The 23,869-nt window shown below is 53.8% G+C and carries 17 protein-coding genes, 1 tRNA gene and 1 pseudogene; 9 read left to right on the top strand and 10 right to left on the bottom strand.

Annotated features, from left to right (window positions below):
* Positions 1 to 39 precede the first annotated feature (39 nt).
* Positions 40 to 2,607: an HWE histidine kinase domain-containing protein gene (locus tag JQR90_RS23070; RefSeq protein WP_010798725.1), complete on the bottom strand. Its 2,568-nt coding sequence runs from the start codon at positions 2,605 to 2,607 to the stop codon at positions 40 to 42.
* A 565-nt stretch (positions 2,608 to 3,172) separates the two neighbouring features.
* Between JQR90_RS23070 and JQR90_RS23065 the strand changes: the two genes are divergently transcribed.
* A complete protein-coding gene (locus tag JQR90_RS23065; RefSeq protein ID WP_010798724.1) occupies positions 3,173 to 5,878 on the top strand; it encodes a bifunctional diguanylate cyclase/phosphodiesterase in 2,706 nt (901 codons plus the stop codon).
* A gap of 33 nt (positions 5,879 to 5,911) precedes the next feature.
* Here JQR90_RS23065 and fahA read toward each other — a convergent pair whose 3' ends face one another.
* The 4 genes from fahA to maiA form a co-directional block, all read right to left on the bottom strand.
* Positions 5,912 to 7,216, bottom strand: a complete 1,305-nt coding sequence (gene fahA, locus JQR90_RS23060) for a fumarylacetoacetase (RefSeq protein ID WP_010798723.1) — start codon at positions 7,214 to 7,216, stop codon at positions 5,912 to 5,914.
* Entirely contained in the window at positions 7,213 to 8,523 is a 1,311-nt protein-coding gene (hmgA, locus tag JQR90_RS23055) for a homogentisate 1,2-dioxygenase (RefSeq protein ID WP_112297999.1), read from the bottom strand. Before hmgA ends, fahA begins: the two co-directional genes overlap by 4 nt.
* A gap of 61 nt (positions 8,524 to 8,584) precedes the next feature.
* Positions 8,585 to 9,661: a 4-hydroxyphenylpyruvate dioxygenase gene (gene hppD / locus JQR90_RS23050; RefSeq protein ID WP_010798721.1), complete on the bottom strand. Its 1,077-nt coding sequence runs from the start codon at positions 9,659 to 9,661 to the stop codon at positions 8,585 to 8,587.
* 129 nt (positions 9,662 to 9,790) lie between these two features.
* Positions 9,791 to 10,423, bottom strand: a complete 633-nt coding sequence (gene maiA, locus JQR90_RS23045; RefSeq protein ID WP_010798720.1) for a maleylacetoacetate isomerase — start codon at positions 10,421 to 10,423, stop codon at positions 9,791 to 9,793.
* A gap of 229 nt (positions 10,424 to 10,652) precedes the next feature.
* Here maiA and JQR90_RS23040 point away from each other — a divergent pair, with 229 nt between their 5' ends.
* From JQR90_RS23040 to JQR90_RS23015, 6 genes and pseudogenes are all read left to right on the top strand, one after another.
* Positions 10,653 to 11,438 carry an IclR family transcriptional regulator gene (locus tag JQR90_RS23040; RefSeq protein ID WP_010798719.1) on the top strand — a complete coding sequence of 262 codons (786 nt, stop codon included), beginning with the start codon at positions 10,653 to 10,655 and terminating at the stop codon, positions 11,436 to 11,438.
* Between the two features lie 208 nt (positions 11,439 to 11,646).
* Positions 11,647 to 11,723, top strand: a tRNA-Arg gene (locus tag JQR90_RS23035).
* Between the two features lie 1,002 nt (positions 11,724 to 12,725).
* Positions 12,726 to 13,883 (top strand): hypothetical protein, encoded by a 1,158-nt coding sequence (locus JQR90_RS23030; RefSeq protein ID WP_434140835.1) that lies wholly within the window; start codon positions 12,726 to 12,728, stop codon positions 13,881 to 13,883.
* 197 nt (positions 13,884 to 14,080) lie between these two features.
* Positions 14,081 to 14,899, top strand: a pseudogene (locus tag JQR90_RS23025) (MCP four helix bundle domain-containing protein); the annotation flags it as partial.
* A complete protein-coding gene (locus JQR90_RS23020; protein WP_434141112.1) occupies positions 14,891 to 15,763 on the top strand; it encodes a methyl-accepting chemotaxis protein in 873 nt (290 codons plus the stop codon). The pseudogene JQR90_RS23025 and the gene JQR90_RS23020, both read left to right, overlap by 9 nt.
* A gap of 95 nt (positions 15,764 to 15,858) precedes the next feature.
* The gene (locus JQR90_RS23015) at positions 15,859 to 16,158 is read left to right on the top strand and encodes a hypothetical protein (protein WP_150346324.1); all 300 of its coding nucleotides are present in this window, start codon (positions 15,859 to 15,861) and stop codon (positions 16,156 to 16,158) included.
* 50 nt (positions 16,159 to 16,208) lie between these two features.
* On the opposite strand, the gene map is transcribed toward JQR90_RS23015, so the two are convergent.
* Together map and JQR90_RS23005 are read right to left on the bottom strand one after the other, a co-directional pair.
* Complete coding sequence (gene map / locus JQR90_RS23010) at positions 16,209 to 17,000, bottom strand: type I methionyl aminopeptidase (RefSeq protein WP_010798715.1); 792 nt, start codon at positions 16,998 to 17,000, stop codon at positions 16,209 to 16,211.
* Positions 16,997 to 17,263, bottom strand: coding sequence for a ParD-like family protein (locus JQR90_RS23005; RefSeq protein ID WP_010798714.1), 267 nt, complete (start codon positions 17,261 to 17,263; stop codon positions 16,997 to 16,999). The genes map and JQR90_RS23005 overlap by 4 nt, the downstream gene beginning before the upstream one ends.
* A 210-nt stretch (positions 17,264 to 17,473) precedes the next feature.
* Here JQR90_RS23005 and JQR90_RS23000 point away from each other — a divergent pair, with 210 nt between their 5' ends.
* Entirely contained in the window at positions 17,474 to 18,256 is a 783-nt protein-coding gene (locus JQR90_RS23000; protein WP_010798713.1) for a sulfite exporter TauE/SafE family protein, read from the top strand.
* Positions 18,257 to 18,403: 147 nt separating this feature from the next.
* Here JQR90_RS23000 and bcsR read toward each other — a convergent pair whose 3' ends face one another.
* On the bottom strand, positions 18,404 to 18,631 hold the full coding sequence (gene bcsR, locus JQR90_RS22995; protein WP_074828942.1) for a BcsR/BcsP family cellulose biosynthesis protein: 228 nt from the start codon (positions 18,629 to 18,631) through the stop codon (positions 18,404 to 18,406).
* A gap of 1,011 nt (positions 18,632 to 19,642) precedes the next feature.
* Positions 19,643 to 21,061 carry a short-chain fatty acid transporter gene (locus JQR90_RS22990; protein WP_407363558.1) on the bottom strand — a complete coding sequence of 473 codons (1,419 nt, stop codon included), beginning with the start codon at positions 21,059 to 21,061 and terminating at the stop codon, positions 19,643 to 19,645.
* Between the two features lie 269 nt (positions 21,062 to 21,330).
* Here JQR90_RS22990 and JQR90_RS22985 point away from each other — a divergent pair, with 269 nt between their 5' ends.
* On the top strand, positions 21,331 to 23,442 hold the full coding sequence (locus tag JQR90_RS22985) for an ATP-binding protein (RefSeq protein WP_434140834.1): 2,112 nt from the start codon (positions 21,331 to 21,333) through the stop codon (positions 23,440 to 23,442).
* 42 nt (positions 23,443 to 23,484) lie between these two features.
* Here JQR90_RS22985 and JQR90_RS22980 read toward each other — a convergent pair whose 3' ends face one another.
* Positions 23,485 to 23,730, bottom strand: coding sequence for a hypothetical protein (locus tag JQR90_RS22980; RefSeq protein WP_125889089.1), 246 nt, complete (start codon positions 23,728 to 23,730; stop codon positions 23,485 to 23,487).
* Between the last annotated feature and the right edge of the window lie 139 nt (positions 23,731 to 23,869).

Below are 23,869 nucleotides of genomic sequence, written 5' to 3'. Positions count from 1 at the left end.
GCTCCGTAACGTTGGGGCCTGCTTACGCAGCGCTGGTCATTACAAGCGATCATGCTCTTGGGTGATATCAAACCGATTGATCGCATGGGTAAGCGACCCGGCGCTGTAAGGCTTGGAAATGAGGGGGATACCCTTGAAGCGATCAGGAATCACCGTGTTTTCGCCATAGCCTGTTGCGAAAATGAAGGGATGTTTAGCATCGGCCAACTCGTCTGCAATGGCCAGACTGGTCTCCCCCGACAGATTCACATCCAGTACGACTACGTCGAAATGAGTAAAGCCCAAGGCGCGGCGTGCTTCGTTGACCGTTCCGGCAATCTCCACATCAGCGCCAGCTTCCTGGAGCATTGCCTGTGCATCCAGCGCGATCATCATGCTGTCCTCTACCAGCAACAATTTTTTCTCTGCCAACGATTGCGCCGTGACCAGCGTAGGCGCCGTTTTCAGCTCAGTAACATTCCCCACACTCACATGGCGTGCCGGGATCAAAAAACTGCCCTGGACACCTTCGATTCGGTATTCGATCCGGGCCTCACCTTGCAGCTCGAAGGGAATGGTCCGCTCGATAACGACCGATCCAAATCCTCGGCGGGAAGGCGCGCTTACTATCGGCCCTCCGCTTTCACACCACTCGATCCGAAGGTCCTGATCACTTACCAGGAACCAGGACACCAGCAGATGCCCGGTCGGGCGGCTCAAGGCGCCATACTTGACCGCATTGGTCATCATTTCATGGAAAACCAGTGCTAGCGTCTGATAGGCCCGTGCATCCAGGATGACCGAGGGACCGGAAAACATCACACGATCCTGCGCACCGTAAGCCCAGGCTTGGGCTTCGGCTTCCAGCAAGTGAAGCAATGGCGCCGAGGCCCAACCGACTTGATTCATCTGGTCATGCGCCTGAGCGAGGGCGTTGATGCGATGCTCAAGATCTGCAGTAAAGTCTTTGACGGATGTAGTCTGCTGACCACTCTGACGGACCACTGCCCGAATCAGGCTAAGAATATTCTTGACCCGATGGTTGAGCTCGGCAATGAGCAGCGATTGGCTTTCCTGGGCCACCTGCCGCTCCTGCGCAATCAATTCGGCACGCCGAAGGATCACTTCCAAAAGTGAGATGCGCAAGGTCTCGGCAATCTGTTTTTCATCGGAGCGCCAGGGTAGTGACTGCCCCCCAACTGTTTGTTTCCAAGCCTCAAAACTCTTGCGTGGGCTGATGCGCTCGCCCGGCGTGACCGGTTTGTCTGGATTGCCTCCCCAGGTGATGGTCTGCACGAATTCACGACGGAAAAACAGCAAATAGTCTCGGGGGGAGCGAGAGAAGGGTATCGCCAGTACCCCGCTGACGGCCTGCGCATAAGCCCGTGCGGGAGGAAAAAGTTTGCTTAGTTCGTGGGTGGCAAGTACCGCATTGGAACTGCCCATACTCAGAAACTGAATCAGCGGCTCTACCATCTCAGGTGGAGGCGTGATACCAAAGCCAGTGAAACGGCTGCCCGACCATACCCCGATGCCGTCACAGGGGATGATGTCATTCAAGTTTCCGGCATAGGCGGCCAGATTATCGAATAGCGTCTCACGGGGTGACATGCTGGCGATCAGCCGGTCATGCGCCTCATGCGCGCTGCTGACCAGGCGCAGCTCATCCTGATGCTCCCTCGCTTCCAGCTGAAGCGACAACACCTGCCCAAACAGTTCCGCGGCAGCGCTCATGGGACCGCTCAAGCGATAAGGCTCGCTATGGTGGCAGGCAATCAAGCCCCATAGCTCTTCCCCCCGCATAATGGAAACGGTCATCGTGGCTCGCACGTTCATGTTGTGCAGATACTCGATGTGTACGGGCGAGACGCTACGCAAGGTAGCAAGACTGAGGTCCAGGGGCAGGCCATCCGGCCCGAAGCCTGGTACCAATGGAACAGGTACATAAGCTGTATCGGTAATTACACGTAGCCATTGACGCTTGTAGAGCGCTCGGGCCTGAGCCGGAATATCCGAGGCGGGATAATGCAGCCCGAGAAAAGCATCCATGCCGGGCCTTACCGCCTCAGCAATGACCTGGCCGGAGTTATCGTGTAAAAACTTGTAGATCATGACCCGGTCGTAGCCGGTGAATGCCCTGATCTGCTGAGCCGCCTGTTTCAGGAAGCGGTCAAGGGTCGGAGCGCGCTTGAGCCGCCCGATCAGGCCTTTGACGAGCGTGACAGGGTCAGCCGCCGCGGTGTTATCCAGACTTGGCGTGCCCTCGATGATGGCTATCCCGCCCGAGACATGAACGGCCATATCGTAAAATACGTCGCTGTTGTCCAGTGACATGCGGTTAAGGCGCTCTGCCGTGCCGGACAGCATCGTCGTCTGCAGGAGGTTACGTAGCGAGTGAACGGCTTCCAAAGGCAGTACCTGCTCAAGATCAAGCCCAAGCAGATAATCGGGTGAGTATCCTTTGAGGTAGTCAGCCGTGTTGGCTGAAGCCTGAATGATTTTCCAATCAGGCAGGCTGCATCCCAAAAGAAATCCATGTGGCTGAATAGAACCAGGAACATGGATAGGTTCACGCTCACAGACGCTTAAATCCACGCCCTCGGATACGGGCTGGTACGACTCACTCACAGACGAGAGCCTCCTAGAACAAACGTTTAATTTGACACGTTGCACGTGAAAAACACGTAAAGAAAGATCAGTGGTTAGGAGAACGGGATAAGGCGCTGCGTGAGTGAGCAAGTTCCTTAGAGCCGTTTTGATGAGCATAACAGTGAGCCAGTCTGAACGCAGTACGATCAGACCGCTGGTCGAGCCGTATCTTTATAGAGCACCGTACGGAGCCAATCGGTGCATTCTTATTCTAGCCTACGTCTGTCCAGCGCTTATTGCACCTATCAATACGTGAACTTTATCGCACTTTACTATTATTGCGATAATTAAAATAGAGTGGTTGCAATCTGTCGCCTGTGTTGGACTTAAGGCATGAGTTCACGGTCATAACCCCCTGTATGGATAGAAGCCGGACGTTTACGGACGAATGGCATAAAGCTATCGCGGGGGCGGTCGATAACCTGACGCAATCCTATCTTCTATTTGTACCGCCAAGTGGTGACTTCGCTAGCAATACCTCCGGCTCAATGCGCCGCTGTTGCTGCTGACTACGAGCTTGCCGTCTGATGAGAGTAATTGGCTCATGAGTGATTTATACACCAGCGACTTGATGGCCGAGGCTGAGCGAATCGCCGTTCTCAAAGCGCTTGGAATACTCGATACCGAGGCCGAAGCTGTATTCGATCAGGTGACGCAGCTGCTCTCTGATGCGCTTGATCTGCCCATTACGCTTGTTTCGCTGGTAGATGCGGAGCGGCTATGGTTCAAATCCAAACTAGGCGTTTCCATTAACGAAATGCCTCGCGAGAGGGCCTTTTGCTCCTATGCCATCCAGCGACGCGGCCCGCTCGTTGTAAACAATGCGCTGGAAGATCCTCGCTTTTCCCACAATCCCCTGGTCATCGGAGAGCCTTATATTCGGTTCTATGCAGGCGTTCCGGTCAACAGTATCGACGGTCATCCACTGGGTACGCTCTGCGCGATTGATACCTATCCGCGAGTCTTGACGGACCAGCAGCTGGAGACCCTTGAGGCCCTGGCCGGAGTCATCAGTCGAGAAATTCAGCGGCGTGAATCGGCTGTTCAGACCTGGCAGCAACTACAGCAGTCCACTGCCCAGCTCAAGGCCAGCGAGGCCAGGTTTCGCACGATCTTCGAGCGGGCAGGCGTGGGGATCTCGCTATTGACGCCGACAGGGCAGTGGCTTGATATCAACGAGACGTTTTGCGCCATGCTGGGATTTCAACGTGATGAAGTGCTGAGCATGAATTTTGCCGAGCTCAGTCATGCTGATGACATGGCTCAAGACCTTGAGCTGCTGAATCAGTTGCGTAACGGAGAAATCGACCGGTACGAAATCGAGAAGCGTTACCGGCACAAGAACGGAGAGCACCGTTGGGTACGGTTGACGTGTACCCGGCATGTCAATGATCAGGGTGAGCTGGATTATTACGTCCGTGTTGGACAGGATATTCAAGCCCGCAAAGAGGCTGAGTTGTCACTGGCGGCACTGCACCATGATCTGGAGCAGCGTATCAATGTCCGAACCCAGGATCTTCAGCAGGCCAATGAGCGACTGACCGAAACACTCGAACAGAAGGAGCAGTCCGAGCAGGCCCTTCGCAAGCGTGAAGCCGAGCTGAGTGCAGTGCTTGAGAATAGCAGTGATGCCTATGTCAGCATGAACGAAGCCGGCCGTATCGTAGACTGGAACCGCAAGGCGGAGGCACTGTTCGGCTGGAGCCGTGAGGATGCCGTCGGGCAGCCGGTAGACCGGCTCATCATGACCTCATCCATCGGTGATCACTACCAGGCCGGTCTTAGCCGTTATCTTTCTGGGGAAATGGACCTGGGCGAGGGGGCTGCACTTGAAATCATGGTGCACCACCGTAACGGCGCACGTATCCCTGTAGAGCTCAAGGTGACAGCTGTTGATGCTCTAGACCATAAGCTTTACAGCGCTTTTCTGCATGACATCTCTGAACGCCGAGCCGAGCAGGAGCGCCGGGAACGCGAAGCGCTGGAGGACAGCCTGACGGGGCTACCAAACCGGCGTGCCTTGTACAAACGATTGAAAAGTCAGCTTGGCGCCAAGCCTACGCTGGCCAATCCCCTCTTACTGCTCTGCATGGACCTTGATAATTTCAAGCCGGTAAACGACACGCTAGGTCACGCGGCCGGTGATCGGGTTCTTATGGAAATCGCGCATCGATTAAAGAGCAGTCTGGGACGTGAAACATTCGTTGCACGCATGGGAGGAGACGAGTTTGTTATCCTCCTGCGAGGAGTGACCGGACGCTCCGCTATCGAGCAGCTCTGTGAAAGAATTCTGGCCGCTATTATCGAGCCCGTGCAGATTGGTGATCAGGAAGTCATCATTGGCAGCAGTATCGGTATCGTGTGTGCGCCACAGGATGGTCAGCGGACCGATGAACTGCTCAGGCTTGGCGATATCGCCTTGTATGAAGCCAAGGCTGCCGGCCGGAACACCTGGCAATTCTATTCCGAGGAGATGAATACCCGTATTCTGGCCCGGCGCCAAATAGAAAGTGATCTGAAGCTGGCCTTGCAACGGGACGAGTTGCGCCTGGAGTTCCAGCCCCGCTTCGACACAGCGCAAAAACGAATGTTAGGGGCAGAGGCTCTGGTGCGCTGGGAACATCCCATTCGGGGCTACCTGGGGCCTTACCACTTCATTACCGTTGCGGAGGAGACTGGCCTGATTGTCTCCTTGAGTGACTGGGTGATGCGCAAAGCCTGCCTTGAGGCATTGGAGTGGGCGCCGGATACATTTGTCTCGGTGAATCTTTCACCCCTGGAGTTCAAGCGCAGTGATGTAGTTGCCCGGGTCATGGCTGTTCTGAAGGAAACAGGGCTGCCGCCTCATCAGCTTGAGCTGGAAATCACCGAAGGCGTCGTCTTGGATAACGCCAATTCGGCGCGCGAAGTCATGCACCGGCTTAAGGCCCTGGGCGTTCGTTTGGCCATGGACGACTTTGGAACCGGCTATTCATCGCTGAGCTATCTGCATACCTATCCTTTCGATGGAATCAAGATCGACCGCAGCTTTATCGCCGGGTTGGATACCTCCTCCAATGGGGAGGCGGTCATCGAGGCCATTATCGGATTGGGTCGTGCATTGTCATTGACTGTCACGGCTGAGGGGGTGGAAACCCAACGGCAGATGGACGTACTGGCCCGGTTGAAGTGTAACCAGGCGCAGGGTTACTACCTTGCTCGTCCGATGCGAATCGAGGCGCTGAAGGCCCTGATGGATTCTCTGCTTTAGGGAGAGAAGGGCACCGTATAGTGCCCTTTGGTCTCAGCGTGCCGGTTGAATGATACCGGAGCATTCGCCAAATCCGATCGAGGCATAACCTTCACGGTGGCAACGGGCCCGCAGGATAACCTCGTCACCATCCTCCAGGAACGTGCGGGTTTCACCGTTGGGTAGCGTTAGCGGCTGCTTGCCTCCTACGGTTGTTTCCAGCAGGCTTCCATAGCTGTCCGGTTGCTCCCCTGAAAGCGTACCGGAACCGAAAAGATCCCCCGGCTGCAAGCTACATCCATTCACAGTATGGTGAGTAACAAGTTGCGACAGGGTCCAGTACATGTTCAGGCTATTGCTCAAGGCCACGCGTTGAGCCGGTAGGTTCTGCTCACGCATGGCTGCTGTACGCAGTAATACTTCCAGCTCAATGTTCAGCGCGCCCGTTTCCTGGTCGGTTGGATCAAGCAGATAGGAGAGCGGCTGAGGATCACCAGCTGGCCGGGGCGGTTGCGCGCAGCGGAACGGATCCAGGGCTTCGGCGGTAACCACCCAAGGGGAAACCGTCGTAGCAAAACTTTTGGACAGGAACGGGCCCAGCGGTTGGTATTCCCACGCTTGGATATCACGAGCCGACCAGTCATTGAGCAGGCATAGCCCGGCAATATGGTTCTTGGCATTGCCAATTGAGATGGCCTCGCCCCGAGCATTGCCTCGGCCTATCCAGACGCCGAGTTCCAACTCGTAGTCCAGGCGCTTGCAGGGACCGAACACCGGCTCGCTCTGCCCTGGTGGAAGTGTTTGTCCTTTCGGCCTTATGACCGGCGCTCCGGATACGTCAATGGTGGATGCCCGCCCGTGATAGCCGATGGGAACATATTTGTAATTGGGAAGCAGTGGATTATCCGGACGAAACAGTTTGCCCACGTTCGTGGCGTGATGGATTCCTACATAAAAATCGGTGTAGTCACCGACCTTGGCTGGCATATGCAACTGGCAGCTTTTCATTGGGCGCAATAACGTATCGCCCAGCGCGTGCATGCGCGTGCGGTGCAGGCTCGATTCGTCCAGTAATGCCAGTAGCTCTTCGCGTAAAGCACGGCGCTCGGTTGCATCCAACGCGAAAAAGGCGTTTAGCGTGGTACCTGCTGCGTATTCGGCGGCACACTGCGCCGTGCTGCTGAACAGACCCGCCTCGCAGGCAACACGCATGTCCAGAATATAGTCCCCAATCGCGACACCGCCCCTGGGCGTCTCGCCAGGAGGGCTGAACACGCCGTGGGGCAGATTCTGCAAGGGAAAATCGATATGGCTGTTGGCAGAGGCTACCCAACTCAGACGTGGATTTTCGGTTCTCATAGAGGGTCCTCCCGGTGAAACGTCTTGCCCAACCCTGACCAGCACGCGTCATAGTCAGCCTGTAAGGTTGCGGTTTCCAGAGCATGGCGGGTGGGTCTTAATACCGGCCCGGTCTCAAACATGAAGGCCATGGTGTTATCGATTTTGTGTGGTTTCAGCTCGGCGTTAATCGCCTGGTTCGTCGATACATGATCCGGCCCATGAGCACTCATGCAGCTGTGCAAGGAGGCTCCGCCCGGTGAGAAGCCGTCGGCCTTTGCATCATAGGCACCCTGGATAAGTCCCATGAATTCATTCATCAGGTTGCGATGGAACCAAGGTGGCCGGAAGGTGTTTTCGGCCACCATCCAGCGTGGCGGGAAAATCACGAAATCGATATTTGCCATTCCGTGAGTGCTGCTCGGTGAGGTCAGGACTGTAAAAATGGACGGATCGGGGTGATCAAAACTGACGGTACCGATGGTATTGAAGCGGCGTAGATCATACTTGTAGGGTACGTTGTTGCCGTGCCAGGCCACAACGTCCAGAGGTGAGTGATCCAGCGTGGTCGACCATAGTTCGCCCAGGTATTTCTGTACCAGTTCGGTTGCCTCATCACGCTCTTCGTAAGAGGCCACTGGAGCCATAAAATCGCGTGGATTGGCCAGACCATTACTGCCAATGGGTCCCAGATCCGGCAGACGAAGCGCCTGCCCATGGTTTTCACAGACATACCCGCTGGCCGCGCCATCGAGCAGTTCGACGCGAAAGCGCATGCCCCGAGGTATAACCGCAATCTCCAGCGGTCCGATCTGTAGAATGCCCAGCTCGGTTGCCAGACGCAGTCGCCCTGCCTGGGGAACCACCAACCACTCGCCATCGGCATTGAAGAAGACTCGAGACATTGAGCTGTTGGCTGCATAGCGGTAGACGCTTACGCCCGTAGTCTGCACCGCATCGTGAGTAGCCGTCAGGCATTCCAGCCCGTCGATGAAATCGGTCTGGATCTGCGGCTGCGCGATTGGATTCCAGCGCAGGCGATTGGGTGTTACTTCACCGAGGCCGCCATGCGCCAGCTGCCGGTCAAGGCGCTTGTATTTTGAATGGTTAGCCGACGGGCGAATCCGGTAGAGCCAGGTACGCCGGGCTTCCGTGCGCGGAACGGTAAAGGCAGTTCCTGATAACAGTTCGGTATAAAGACCGTACGGGACCTTTTGAGGTGAGTTCTGCCCAACCGGCAGTGCGCCCGGAAGCGCTTCGCTGGCAAATTCGTTTCCAAAGCCGGACTGATAGGGAAGGGTATCCAGGCCCTGTGCATGTACATTCATGGCTTGATTCTCATTCTGGGCATGTCCGACAGAGCAGCCGGCGTACCGGCCGCCCGTGACCTTACTCGGTGGCTAGCACGCCACGGCGGATCTGGTCGCGCTCGATCGATTCGAACAGTGCCTTGAAGTTGCCCTCGCCAAAACCACTGTCACCCTTGCGCTGGATAAATTCGAAGAACACCGGACCCAGCAGGGTCTCGGAGAAGATCTGCAGCAGCAGGCGACGCTCACCCCCTTCGGAAGTGCCATCCAGCAGGATGCCCCGTGAGCGAAGCTCTCCAGTTGGCTCGCCATGGTTGGGCACGCGGCCTTCAAGCATCTCGTAGTAGGTCTCTGGTGGTGCTGTCATGAAGCGGGTGCCGCAGGCCTTTAGCGCATCCCAGGTCTTGATGAGATCATCGGTAAGAAAGGCAACATGCTGGATACCTTCGCCGTTGAACTGCATGAGAAACTCCTCGATCTGACCCGCCCCCTTGGAAGACTCTTCGTTCAGCGGAATCCGTACCATGCCGTCTGGCGCAGTCATGGCCTTGGAGGTCAGACCGGTGTATTCACCCTTGATGTCGAAGTAACGAATCTCGCGGAAGTTGAACAGCTTCTCGTAGAAGTCTGCCCAATAGGCCATACGGCCCCGATACACGTTATGGGTCAGGTGGTCGATGATCTTTAAACCAGCCCCGACCGGCTTGCGATCAACACCGTCGAGGAAAACGAAGTCGATGTCATAGATTGAACTGCCCTCCTCGAAACGATCGATCAGGTACAGCGGTGCGCCACCGATGCCCTTGATGGCTGGCAAGCGAAGCTCCATCGGACCGGTAGGAATGTCTACGGCTTGAGCGCCGATTTCCAGTGCCTTGTAGTAAGCTTGGTGAGCATCACGCACACGAAAGGCCATACCGCACACGGAAGGGCCATGTTCAGCAGCAAAATAGGCCGCATGGCTCTTGGGTTCACGGTTGACAATGGCATTGATATCACCCTGACGATACAGCGCAACGTCCTTGGAACGGTGGTTGGCTACGTGGGTAAAACCAATACTTTCCAGTACAGGCTCGATGACGTTAGGGGTCGGGGAGGCGAATTCAATGAACTCGAAACCCATGAGGCCCATGGGGTTTTCAAATAGATCGGCCATGACAGGCTCCTGCATAAACAAATGGATTAGGTAAGGAAAATCAGTACCCAGACCATGGCGGCGCGCAGGAGAGGCCACGGGTGCTGCGAGCCAGGTGGTCGCCCATCAGAAGCTTGAAGCCAAAGGATTTCATAGCGGTCGATCCGCCTGAGCGTCGGGGTGAGCCTGCTGGAACGCCGGATGTTCTAACGCCAGGCGTTCAATCCGGGCAATTCGAGGCAACGATTCCAGCGACACGTTGAAACGGTGCGCAGCATAAAGCTGTGGCAGCAGATATACATCGGCAAGGCCTACTTCACCAAAGCAGAAGCCTTTATCGCCTATCAACGCCTCTACAGCGCTAAGTCCCTCACTGATCCAATGCGCAATCCAGGCGGATACGTCTGCCTCGGCAATGTTCAACTGGCGCAGGCGGTTCAGTACCGACACGTTATGCAGGGGATGGATATCGCAGCCAATAATGGCCGCTACGCTCCGATGTCGGGCGCGTGCGAGTATGTCTTCTGGCAGCAGAGGCGTTTCGGGGTAGCGCTCTTCCAGGTATTCCAGGATAGCGGGCGATTGAGGAATCAGTGTGTCTTCATCCGTGCGCAGCAGCGGGACACGACCTTGTGGATTGAGCGCAAGGTAGTCCGATCGCCGATGTTCACCGCCATCCTTGATGAGGTTTACCGGTATCGCCTCGTAAGGTAGCCCCTTGAGCGCCAGGGCAATGCGCACGCGATAGGACGAAGTAGAACGGTAATAGGTAAAGAGATCCATGACTTACACCGCTTTTATTAGCGACTCTCGTGAGTCTTTTATAATGCGTAAATCAGTTACGTTTAGTGGAATGTGCGCCAAGAGCTTGTAGCTTGTCAAGCCAGGCAGACATTCATGATTAAAGGGTTGCCTTGTACACCAAGGATTCTGTAAGCGTTGCTTGCTTGTAAATTGAATCCTGAAGGCGGTCACGCTATAACACCGCCTCCCCACAGTAGCGGTTGTAGACATGGCAAGCGAATCGAAGGCTCCTGAGTCGTCCCGACGCCAAAAGGTTCAGTCGGCTGAAGTCGGCACCGATATTCTCAAGGGTCTGGCTGATCTGGCGCCAGCGACGTCGTTATCCAAACTCGCAGAGCATCTTGAGATGCCCGCCAGCAAGGTGCACCGCTACTTGCAGGCACTGATTGCCAGTGGGTTTGCCGAGCAGGACGAGGCTACCAATCATTATGGTCTCGGCCCGGCGGCGTTGTATGTTGGCATGGCAGCCCTGGGACGTCTGGATGTCGTGAAAGTGAGTGTTCCAAGGCTGGCCACACTGCGTGATGCAGTCAATGAAACATGCTTTCTAGCGGTGTGGGGCAACCACGGTCCGGCAGTGGTGCATGTGGAGCAGGCCGTCCGTGCAGTAACGTTGGTAACCCAGGTGGGATCCGTACTTCCATTGCTGAGTTCTTCTACGGGGCTGGTCTTTAATGCGTTCCTGCCGGATAGCGAAACGGCTCCGTTAAGAAAGCAGGCGCTACGTCAGGCGGGCGCACCCACTCAAAAAGTGCTGACTGACACTATGGCGTCTATCCGTGCTCATCGACTGCACTCGATTCATGGCCTGCTCATGGAGGGAGTCAATGCGCTTTCGGCACCGGTGTTTGCCGCGGGGAATCGGCTTGTAGGTGTATTGACCATCGTAGGGGCGGCACAAAGCTTTTCTGCCGAGCCCGGTAGTTTGGCTGCACAAAGGTTGCTTGAAACCGCCGAGGCGATCAGCCAACGAATGGGCGGATCCTTCGCCTAAATACACCAGATAAGCGTTAGAAGAACGTTGGCCAGCAGCGTGGAGCCAGGCGCGTCACAGCCGCTTATCAGGTTTGGTTTGATAGAGAGGAAAGGGGCAATGGGCTTATGCATATGCCTCTTTTGTAGGTGCTATTTTCTATCTAGCTGATTTTATTGAAAAAATAGCTTTACAACTTCAGGAATATCCCTATACTGGCACCCACAGCGCGCTCGTAGCTCAGCTGGATAGAGTACTCGGCTACGAACCGAGCGGTCAGAGGTTCGAATCCTCTCGAGCGCGCCATCTCCTAAAAGGGCTTGTAGAAATACAAGCCCTTCTTTCATGCCTGCAAGAAAGGCTTTCGCTTGAGTTGAATTCCCTCCTGCCTGCCTGCTTGCTCGTGAATCGACTTGCGCTCAAGGTAAAATTCATGGGTTGCTCATATAATTACAGTTCTCTACTTCATCAATCTTGGAAAAGCCTGGCTTAATAAAAACGTCCGCTCATTTAATAAATAACAATGCGATTTATACATGCCTTGTGCATTGAAATTATTGTTACTCTTAAGTCAATTGTTATCTGACGGGTATTAAGCACCTGTTAAATACTGGATTCAGAGCGGCTAAAGATGATTGGATTATCAGTCGGGATGACCGTGTTTGATTGTTTCAGTCTGTTGATGAAATGGCATATTAATGCTTAATCATAACTGATAGCTGTTGTTGTTAGTTAATAAAGTTAACGCCACTGCTGCTCTGAATTATCGTTATTTTAGCCGATTGACCAATTTAGCGCTGACATTAGAAATAAGTATGTTGGATAATATGGGTTCATTTGAGTGATGCTCTTGCATCCCTTGGTGCAGCAGGAGCCATATGGCCAGCTCCTGTGCTTAAAGCCAGGTTTGATCAGGTTTCTACGCTGCAGCAAGGAGCCCGTCAGCGGGCAGACCTGAGCTCATTATTCCAACAGCTGGCGATGAGTTGAATAACGACGTCTGGATAAAATATGAAGACGGTATTAATTCCTTTTTGAAGAAATATAGATAAAGAATTAATATTATGGCAACTAGCTATATTCAAGCCGCCTTTGTGCAACAGTAAGGCAAATAAAAAAGATTGCTAAAGTGCTAATTAAATCCTTTCGTCGGGCTGAATGGTAATAGACTTACCGACAGCTACGCTTGTACTACCAGTATTCACTGGAAAGCTAAAGAGCAAACGGAAAGCTTGTTGTTTCGTTTGGTCGCCGACCTCTCTATAAAGAGGGGTCGATCTAACTGGGCATGCTTATAAGGAATTCGATATGCGTCGTTTCAACATGCTTGCGGCCATTTCCATGGCCTTTATCTCTGCCTCTGCTGTTGCTCAAATGCATGTATCGGAAATTAACCAAGCTGGTGATGGCAATACGGCAGAGCTGGTTCAAACCGGTACGTCCCACCAGGCGCAGCAAACTCAGTTGGGTAACAACAGCTATCAGCGTATCGAACAGGATGGGACCGGCCATTCCGCCACGATCTATCAGGACGAAACCACCGATGAGGCTCATGCAACTGTTTTGCAGAGCGGCGATAATCAAACGGCTCAGATTTATCAACGAGGCGATACGTACGTTACCCTCAACCAGTCAGGCAGTTCCAATCAGTTTACTTTTGATGGCTCAGCGGTATATGGCGGTTATGTAGAAAGTACCCAAGAAGGTACAGGCAACGTGCACACGATTGTTCGCTCCGGTGATTATTGGGCTGCGATCTATACTACTTCCATAGGTAACGCCAACACTATTACGGTTGACCAAGATACCGGCGGTCTCGCTAGAGGATTCTCGGCAACCCAAACAGGTGACAATAACGCTGTTACCGCAACGCAGCGTGATACGGAGTCCATAGCCAATATCCAACAGCTGGGAAATGGCAACAGTGCAGTACTCGAGCAGTATGGTACTAGTCCGAAAGATCTTGGAGTGGGGGCTGTATTAACAACCTTGACTCAAGAGGGAGATGGCAATACGGCCAATGTTATCCAAACACTTAATGCATATGCAGATCTTAACCAAACGGGTAACAACAACGCGGTCAACGTAGACCAGAGCGGGCTAGCCAGCATGTCATTTGGATCTGCTGCGGCCAGGCTTACAACTAATCAACTCGGCGATAATAATATTCTGAATGTAGACCAGTCTGCTCGCAGTGGAGACAACCAAATCACTGCTACACAAGATGGCAATGGAAACACCATGGATCTGGTGCAGGCCGGCGTTGAGAATAGCTCCCTGGATGTATCGCAGATAGGCGATGACAACTACATGAGCCTCACACAACGCCAGACCATCAATGACAACTTCCAGCTAACCCAGCAAGGGTCAGGCCTGTCTGTTACGTTGGAGCGCACCGGGCAGGGTAATCAGGCAACCTTGATGCAGACCGGGTTGAGCAATACAGCTACGTTGACCCAACACTGATCAGGAAGGGTTCAAGCATTTGCTCTCTGCCAGCATTGCTGGGTTGAAAAGGCCTGGCAGTGCTGGCCTGTAGGCTTTCTTTATTATATGCAGGCCGACGACAGCCAGGCAGGGGGATGGGCTGTCATTAAGCTATCATGATCGGCTGATATAAGCGGGGCAGTCTTTATTGCCATGGTTGTCGTCGTTCCGTGAACATGCCATTAAGTGTCCTGCGCTTTTTCAAGTCTTCTGCATCCCTTCCACTTCTGCGCCGTATGGGCATCAGGAATCGCCTGATTGTCTGCTTTGGGGTTACGGCCGCGCTGCTCGTAGGGTTGGGCAGCTTCTGTCTTATACAGATGCACGAGATTCGCCAGCAGGGCGAGATGATCGAAAGCGGAGCGCTTGCCAACATTGCACTGGCGGATGCGATTGCAATTGATCTGGGCAAACTACGCACAGAGTCCCAGCGATTTCTGACCACTACGGAAGATCCATCGGTATTGATCAATGGGAAGATTGCTGTCGAGCAGCTAACGGGACAACTTGAGCAGAACTTCCAACTCTATTCGCAACAGGCTTCGGATGCTACCCAGCGCGACTCAATCAGGGCGCTTCAGGACGCCTACCAGGTTTTTCTTTCGGGTCTGCGAGATGAGATGGGGCTGATTGAACAGGGCAGGGCCCAGGATGCGCATATGCTTTCTGATACGACCTTGAGCATGCAGGGCGATCTGATGGATATGCAGGTGCAGTTGTTGAGAGAGTTGAATAAGCAGAGTGCTGCCCAATCCATCACCTCGGCACAGGCGCATTATCAACAGACGCGCTTGATTGCCCTTGTCACCATTGGGACAGTGCTGGCACTCATGATGATCTTGGCCTGGCGGCTGAGTGTCAGCATACTGGTGCCCTTGCGACAGGCTGTAGCGATCACCGAAGTCATCGCTGAGGGAGATCTGAGTCAGTCTATTCAGTCGCAAGGTAAAGACGAGGCGGCTCGGCTGTTGCAGGCACTGGCGCGCATGCAGGGTAGTCTGCACGAAACGCTGTCACATATCGAATCGGCGTCTTCAGAGCTTACTACTGCCGCGCATGAGATGAGTGCTGTCATGGAAAGCAGCGCTTGTCATCTGCAACAGCAAAACCATGAGGTAAGCCAGGCCGTTGAGGCTATGGCGCAAATGAGCCAGGCTGTAGAAGAGGTTGCGCTTAGCGCTGCCAATACCTCACAGAATTCACTTGCCTCCAGCGAGGCCGCCATATTGGGAAAACGCGAGCTTACCGACACCATTGCCTCCATCAAGCAATTGGCAGGCAGTGTATTAGGGGCTTCCGAACAGGCGGCCGGGCTGGCTGAAAAGACGCAGAGCGTTACCCGAATACTGGATGTCATTCGATCTGTTTCGGAACAGACCAACCTGCTTGCCTTGAACGCGGCCATTGAGGCTGCACGCGCCGGTGAGCAGGGCAGAGGCTTTGCTGTGGTAGCCGATGAAGTGCGTGCCCTGGCACTACGTACGCGAGCCTCCACCAACGAAATCGAAGCGTTGGTCCATGACGTGAATCAAGGTACTCAACAGAACGTTGCCAGTCTTCAATCCTCTGCAGAGCACGCCTGTCATACCTTGCAGCAGGCGGAAGCGACTGACCGGGCACTGCTCGAGATTACTACTGCCAGCGAGGCTATTCGTGAGCAGAATAGAACCATTGCAGCAGGCGCTAATGAGCAGGTTCAGATTGCGCATATTGTCGATAGCGCCCTGGCCAGTATTCGAACGTTGTCTACCCAGACGGCGACAGGTGCAATGCAAACCAGTCGCTCCAGTATAGAGTTGCTTGCATTGGCCTCGGAGCTTAACCGGACGGTCCAGCGGTTTCGCCTGCAAGGAAATTAGTTAGCTAATCAATAAATTGTTACGGTTAGGAAGAAACTCAACGAGTAATCGGTATTCCAAGCGGATGACGTTTTAGCTGATAAGTTGAGTTATCCATGTTGAAGTATCTATCCGTTGCCGTAATGACTGCCCTTCTACTTCCCTTGGCGGGCTGTGACAAACCTTCCGAGCAGAAGGCGCAGGACGCTGCCCAGCATACGCAAAATGCCCAGGAACATCAGGAAAAAGCGGCAGCAGCTGAGAATCCTACCGAGCGACAGACACATACCAACGCTGCGCAGGAGCAAAAGCAGGAAGCGGTTGAAGATCAGCAGAAGGCAGATGCGGCGTTGTCTAATGAGTCAGCGGTAGGCTCGACACATCCAGACGAAGCAACCCGTACCCAGGCACAATAATCATCCTGGCAGGGCGCCCATCGCAGCCCTGCCGACCGTGTCATCGTCGATTAAACGATGGGGGTATAACCGCTGGGGCTATCTGGCCATGGCGTTAGCACTTCAAACCCGCTCTCTGTCACGACGACCATATGCTCCCATTGTGCCGAGAGCGAGCGATCCTTGGTAATGACCGTCCAGCCATCACCGAGTGTCTTGGTCTGGTGCTTGCCGGCATTGAGCATAGGCTCGATGGTAAACATCATTCCTGTGCGCAGCTTCATCCCTTCGCCACGGTTGCCAAAGTGCAGCACCTGAGGCTCGTCGTGATAAACCTTACCGATCCCGTGCCCGCAGTATTCACGAACGACACTAAAGCCGTCACGGTGCGCGACGGTTTGGATCGCATGACCGATGTCTCCCAACGTTGCGCCGGGCTTGACCTCTTGAATGCCCGCACACATGGCTTCGTAAGTCGTTTCCACTAGGCGGCGTGCCTGAGCAGAGGGTTCCCCTACAAAGTACATGCGACTGGTATCGCCGTACCAGCCATCCTTGATGACCGCTACATCGATATTGACGATATCGCCATCCTTCAGCGTCTCAGAAGAAGGAATACCGTGGCAGATCACCTGATTGACTGAGGTGCAGACCGTTTTCGGAAATCCGTGATAACCAATATTGGCCGGAACGGCTTTTTGTACATTGACGATGTAGTCATGACACAAGCGGTCTAGTTCTTCGGTCGTTACGCCAGGTTTCACGTGCTCGGCAATCATCGCTAGCACATCGGCTGCCAGCTTGCCTGCCTTGCGCGCCATGGCAATTTCTTCAGGTGTCTTTATCGAAACCGCTTTTCTCATCGTCCGGCTCCCGCCTGTTTGATTGTTGCTTGGACGTGTGGGGCATCTTCCATCGCGCTCAGGCAGTTCAGGTCAAAACCGCCTTGTTGCTCCAGACTGATCAGCAGCTTGCAGATATCCCGATGGTTCAGCTCAGGATAGAGTTCCGCCAGCATGCCTACTCGTAGCCAGTGCTCCGCCTGAGCATTGATGGAGCGGCAAAGTGCATTACTGGCGATACGCAGGTTTTCATGCATACCTTCCGAGACTTTGACAATACCCATCCACTCACCCTATATGAAATGTATATGATCCATATACTAACGTGTATGACTGCGTAGGAAAATGGACGTTCCATGGGATTAATGGAGAATGGCTGTGCCTTTTTTAAATTAAATGGTTATAAGCAAGATCATATTTATATAAGCGAGCTCTTTATAAGTCGTTATGCTGCGTGCCGGTTTTTGCAGAACATGTGTCTTTAGGAAGTGATGATGGATTTCGGCGCTGGAGGTTTTGTTGTCGCAGGCTTGGTGGTCGGCTTTATTGTTGGGATGACAGGCGTAGGCGGTGGTTCCCTGATGACTCCTATCCTATTGTGGTTTGGCATCAATCCGGCCGCTGCCGTAGGAACTGATCTGCTGTATGCCGCGGTGACAAAGGCAGGCGGTGTCTGGGTGCATCAGCGCAACAAGAATATCGACTGGTCTGTGACAGGCTGGCTGGCGCTGGGAAGTCTGCCGGCCGCTGCATTAACACTGTGGTTGTTGAGCCGCTTGCACTCCGATCCGCAGGCGCTAAATGCGATCATCAAGCATGGTTTGGGTATTGTTCTGTTCATGACAGCCTTTGCCATTCTTTTCAAGAAACAGTTGTTTGCCTTTGTAGGCCGGCATGCCAATGACAGCTTTCACTTGAGCCCGAAAAAGCTCAATACGCTGACATTCATCACAGGTGTTGTGCTTGGCGCCATGGTGACGCTGACGTCCATTGGCGCAGGCGCTTTAGGGACCGTGGCGCTGTTCATGCTATATCCCTTCCTGGCTACTCGACGCCTGGTAGGTACAGAAATCGCACATGCCGTACCTTTGACGCTGATTGCAGGACTGGGCCATGCCAGCATGGGCAACATGGATTGGCCTATTCTAGGCTATCTGCTGATGGGCTCACTACCAGGCATCTTTATGGGCAGTCACCTTTCCGGTCGAATTCCCGATGGAATATTGCGTCCGTGCCTTGCCGTTATGCTGATGGTGATCGGGTACAAACTGCTCTGACCTCTCCTTGTGAGTGGTCTGAGGGCTTCAGGCCACTCACTTGCTAACGCCTTCCGGATAAAAATAAATAGCCAGAAGAGAGCTATTTCTGCTGATGTATCCGCTGTACTGCTCTTTTCTATGCCATGCGGATCCGCTTCAGCCTCATCAGAGATAGGCTGGAAGCGGATTGATGATCGTCTCGTAACCGACCAGCGACGGCTGAAGGGTTTCCATCAACAATGGCCAATGTGCCATGGCTGACTGAAAGTTTTGGACAGCCTGGATTTCAAGATACTGCAACCCTTGCAAATCAAAGCATTTGGCTAGATTGGTGACGTCCTCACGGGTATCCAATGTATGGATGGAGGCGTCGAGTACTTGAAGAGCATTCATCGTGGTTTCCAGGCTGACAGATTATTTGACGCAACGGTCATTACACTGTTGCCTGCAGCAACCGGCGTGCCAGATCATCAGTGCCAGAGCACCATCAAGCCAAACGCTGACAGAAGGCATAGTCCGCTAATGGCCATCAGCAGCAGGTCCACAGGATCCCATTCACTCATGCTAGTGGTCGTCGTTGGGACGTAGGTAGCTGGATGAAGCGTTCAGGACGGAAGCGATCAGATTATTCATCCTTATGCCGTCTAAGCTCGGTGTGAATCGCAACCCCTGTAGCCACAAGGCCTATTATGGCCAGGCAGGCAATAGGGCGGCCCGGCGTTAAAACCTGGGTTGTACAAAGGGTGGTGAGGTTAGTAAAGAAGTCCATATCCAGCATCCTGCTTTTTGCTTTCTGAAAGGCGAAGGAAAGCCATTCCTATTCCGGCATGGTGAGTAACAGTAACCTCACGCGTGACCAGACTCATTCCGTATCGGTTATGGGTAGGTTCATGCTGCGCAACGACCGCGCCTGAGCCCCTATGATTGATGTCGTGATGATATCAATGGCGGCAGCAAAGCTCAAAGGCTCAAAAGTCGCATGGACTTTGGGGCAAGCGTTTACGAATGTGTCATGCAGGCGCCAGACGGGCAGAGGCGTTATGACAAGCTCAATTCCTGGGAGGCTTTTTGCTCAGGAAGGCTTCTCGAAGAATAAACACAGAAACGATGATGAGACCGTATCCTTCGAACTGGAGCATCGTGTCATTGGGCTTGTAAAGCAGACACGTTACACCCACTGCCGTGAAGAATAGGCCGAGGCAGTACAACAACCTTATTTACCTCTAAAAGACATGCTGGAGCCAGAGCTGGGCCTACTTGAAGATAGCGCTCTTGAGCGTAAGGGGGGCTAGCCACAAAATGAGAAGTGGCTAGCAAACTTGATATCAATATGACATTGGTGGACTTAATCTGTACAGCTGTCTCGTCTGTTCAAACGACCGTTCATCATCTGTGGTGGATTCATCAAGGCATGACTGGTGGCAGATACGTCAGGGTGGCTCCCAATGCCCATAAAAGAATCAGCACCAACGGAATATGCGCCAGCATCTGCATGAAGGTAAAACCGATAAGGTCGCGCGCCTTGAGCCCCAGAACGCCTAGTAAAGGCAGCATATAAAAGGGGTTTATCAAATTGGGTAGCGCTTCAGCTGCGTTGTAGATCTGGACTGCCCAGCCCAGGTGGTAGTGCAAGTCATTGGCAACCTGCATGACGTAAGGCGCCTCGATGATCCATTTACCCCCGCCTGAAGGAATAAAGAAACCCAGGATAGCTGAATAGACGCCCATCAGGACGGCAAATGTATCGTGTGAGGCCAGTTGAACGAAGAAGGCGGAAATATGGTGGGCAAGCGTCTGACCATCACTTCCTGTCGCCTTTGTCATGATCGCAGCAATGGAGCCATAGAGGGGAAACTGGATCAGGACACCAGTAGTGGTCGGCACAGCACGCGCCACTGCATCGAGAAAATGACGAGGACGCCAATGCAGAAGCGCACCAAGTGTCAGAAATAACAGATTGTAGGTGTTAAGCCCTGAAATGGCCTCAATGGCAGGCTTGGAAGCAAACTCCTGCCAAAGCCACCCCAGCGCTAGCAGCACAATGATAATGGTCAGAAGCGGGCTATGCTCCAGCCATTCGCCTGGGCGTGTTCGCACTAGCCGAGCCGGTGTTTCCAGTACGGGGTCGACTCCACACTCACGCGCAGTACGAGCAGTCAATTCTCCAGGCGCAGTAGCATATGCAATGATCAGCGACAGCAGGATTAGAGCAAGCAGCATGACGCCTGATTGCCAGAGGAAGATAGTTTCCGTGAAGGGAATGACACCGGTAATGGCTAGAACAGACGGAGGCAGGCTTCCCGGATTTGCCTGCAACTGGGCCGCAGAGGACGATAAGCCCAGCGCCCATACGGCGCCCAGTCCGAGATAGGCCGCTGCACCTGCTGCCCGGTAATCCATTTTCAAATCGACACGTCGGGCAAGGGCCCTTACCAGGAGCCCTCCAAAAACCAGGCTGAGCCCCCAGTTGAGCAGAGAAGCCAGCATCGAAATAAGCGCTACCCAGCAGACAGCCGACCGACCATTGCGTGGGATACGAGCCAGCCAGTCGATCAGACGGGCCGCAGGCGCTGAGCTGGCCACGACGTAGCCGCCGATCACTACAAACGCCATTTGCATGGTGAAGGGAATCAGGCTCCAGAAACCGTCGCCAAATGCCTTGGCTGTACTTGAAGCCGGTGTACCGAGCAGGGTGGCGGCAAGCGCCACCACAACCACGGCGACAGCGGCAAAGACCCAGGAGTCAGGGAACCAGCGCTCAGCCCAATGCGCACAACGTAACGCCAGACGAGCAGAAAATCGCTCTTCAATATGAACGGACATGTAATCTCCTTATAGCTTTTGTTATTGATTACCCGTGTAGCGCATGGCCATGTGTCTGGCCGCGCTCAGGACGTATAGAGGGTAGCGCTTACCGGTGTGTTTTACTTGGCGGTTTTTCACCGTGGACGGACGGCCACTTCAAAAGGCTGCTATCGTTGCCGAATAGACTGACCTTGCCGCCGCTTCGTTTGTTTAGAATTGTTGTTTGTTGCTGTGGTCGTATCTGGGCACCAACATACTGAACAGGCCTTTTTCCTAAGAGACAATCCATGCAATTTTTAAGGGACGATCATGGTTGCCTGGGCTGGAGCGGTGAAATGGCCGAGCGTATCCGGTCTTTCGACTGGTCCTGTACGGATCTCGGCCCTATTGAACAGTGGTCCAAAAGTCTGAGCGCTGCCGTCCAGTTTCTACTGGCCTCTCCCGTACCCCTCGTCATGTTGTGGGGACGGCCTGGTTATATGATTTATAACGATGCCTATGCCGTGTTTGCGGGAGGGCGTCATCCTTTTCTTCTCGGCTCGCCAGTCGAGATTGGTTGGCCGGAAGTTGCCGAATTCAATCGGAATGTAGTTGATACCTGTCTGGCTGGCGGTACGCTCTCTTATCGAAACAAAGAACTCGTGTTGTTTCGTAATGGGCGTCCGGAAGACGTCTCGATGGACCTTTACTACAGCCCGGTGCCCGAGGATGACGGCGTGCCGGCCGGCGTCATGGCCATCGTTATCGAAACCACTCAACACGTACTGTCGGAGCGGCGACGTCAGGAGGCTGAGCGTTCCTTCCGGGCAACGAATGAACGACTACAACTGGCATTGAACTCTGGCGCGCTCCTGGGGCTGTTCGTCTGGGATATCAAAGCCCGGTTCCTGACCGGGGATGAGCGCTTCGCACGAACCTTTTCGTACCCCGTGGACGAAGCGGCGGCAGGTATCCCCATTCAGATTGCCAGCGGCTTCATTCATCCGGATGACCTGGAAAAGATCCGGATGCATATCAGGCAGACCTTTGATCAGGGCGGCGCGTTTAATGCCGAATGCCGTATCCGCCGTTCGAACGGCCTTTTCCGCTGGGTTTTAGCGAGTGGTCTATGCGAGTTTGACGAGCATGGAGAGCCGTTTCGCTTTCCCGGTGTTCTGATTGATATTCATGAACGCAAGATGGCGGAAGAAGCGCTTTATCAACTGACGCGCAATCTGGAGCAGCGGGTCGCTGCTGAAGTGCAGGCCCGCTCGTTGGCAGAAGAGCAGCTCCGGCAATCACAAAAGCTGGAGGCGATTGGCGGACTGACCGGAGGCGTTGCACATGACTTCAATAATGTTCTGCAGGTCATTTCGAGCAACCTGCATCTGCTGGCTCGTCAGGAAAAGGACAACCCTCGTGTACAGAGCCGCGTAGAAGCTGCCATCAATGCGGTGGAGCGAGGAGCCAAGCTGTCTTCCCAACTATTGGCCTTTGCCCGTCGCCAAGCCTTATCACCCGGCGTTTACAACCCAGCCCATATTTTCGAAGGGCTGGAGGAGCTCCTTCAGCGTGCACTGGGCGAGACCATCGAAATCGATATGTCCCTGCCTGACAATGCCTGGTGCATACACGTTGATCGTAACCAGTTGGAAAACGCTATTCTCAATCTGGCCATCAATGCCCGTGATGCGATGGATGGGGAAGGGCTGATCAGCGTTCATGGCGACAATGTCGTCCTGGATGAAGATTACTGTGCAGGCAAGGACATCAGTCCTGGGGACTACCTCTGCCTGTCCGTTGCCGATTCGGGCGAAGGTATGAAGCCAGAAGTGCTGGAGCACGTCTTCGAGCCATTCTTCACGACCAAGGCTGAAGGGCAGGGTACGGGACTTGGTCTTAGCATGGTGTTTGGCTTCGTCAAGCAGAGTGGGGGCCATATTGATATTCAGAGCGCCCCTGGATGCGGTACGACGGTACGGATGTATTTCGCACGCAGTTACAAACAGGCCGAAGAAGATGACCAGGGCAAACATGACTATACGCTTGAGGGGCGGGAAACCATCCTGGTAGTAGAGGATAATGAAGGTGTTCGATTCTCTGTTGTAGAGTTACTGCAGCAGGCCGGTTATGACGTGGCGCAAGCGCCTGATGCGGACGTGGCCATGCAGCTGCTGGAAGCCGGAACGAGGGTTGATTTGATTTTCACGGATGTCGTGATGCCCGGTCGGCTCAAAAGTACGGATCTGGCGGCATGGGCTCAGATGCAGGAACCTGCAATACCGGTATTGTTTACCTCAGGCCATACTCGGGACATCCTTTCGCAGAACAACACGTTGGCTCCTAATATCCATTTGCTTACCAAACCCTATCGTCCCGAGGATCTCTCTGCCATGGTGCGTACTGCTCTGAGAGGATAGGCGATAGAAGCACCAGGTTCCATTTGGTGGGTCGAAGAGGTATCAGATAAAAATGTAATCCTTTTCCAAAGGCACATGGGAGCCTTTAGCCCGTAATTCATTGACGGCATAGACCAATGTCAGGTTTAGCGCATCCTTATTCATCATGAGCTTGGGATCGAGGCGGCGCTGCACGCGTGCAGGAACGGCTGGGTCGATCAAGGTCAAGAGCATGTCTGAGCCGCGAGGTTCAAAAAGAAACTTAAGCGGCGGATCGAGACGGGCAAGTTTATCAGCTATCAGATTCATCGGGTGCGCCTCATGCTTAACCTAAGCATAGGCCACTGTTTCACTCGTAAAGAGCAATCCATCTGAAGATCTGGCCAGCTTTCAACAAAAAAGCCCTCTGCTAAAGAGGGCTTTCACATCTTTTCTGTCGTAAAGTGAT

This window comes from Pseudomonas sp. JZ114 (assembly GCF_051027705.1).
Taxonomy (GTDB): domain Bacteria; phylum Pseudomonadota; class Gammaproteobacteria; order Pseudomonadales; family Pseudomonadaceae; genus Chryseomonas; species Chryseomonas luteola.
The sequence above is the reverse complement of the archived record's forward strand: the minus strand, read 5'-3'. Positions and strand labels throughout refer to the sequence as shown.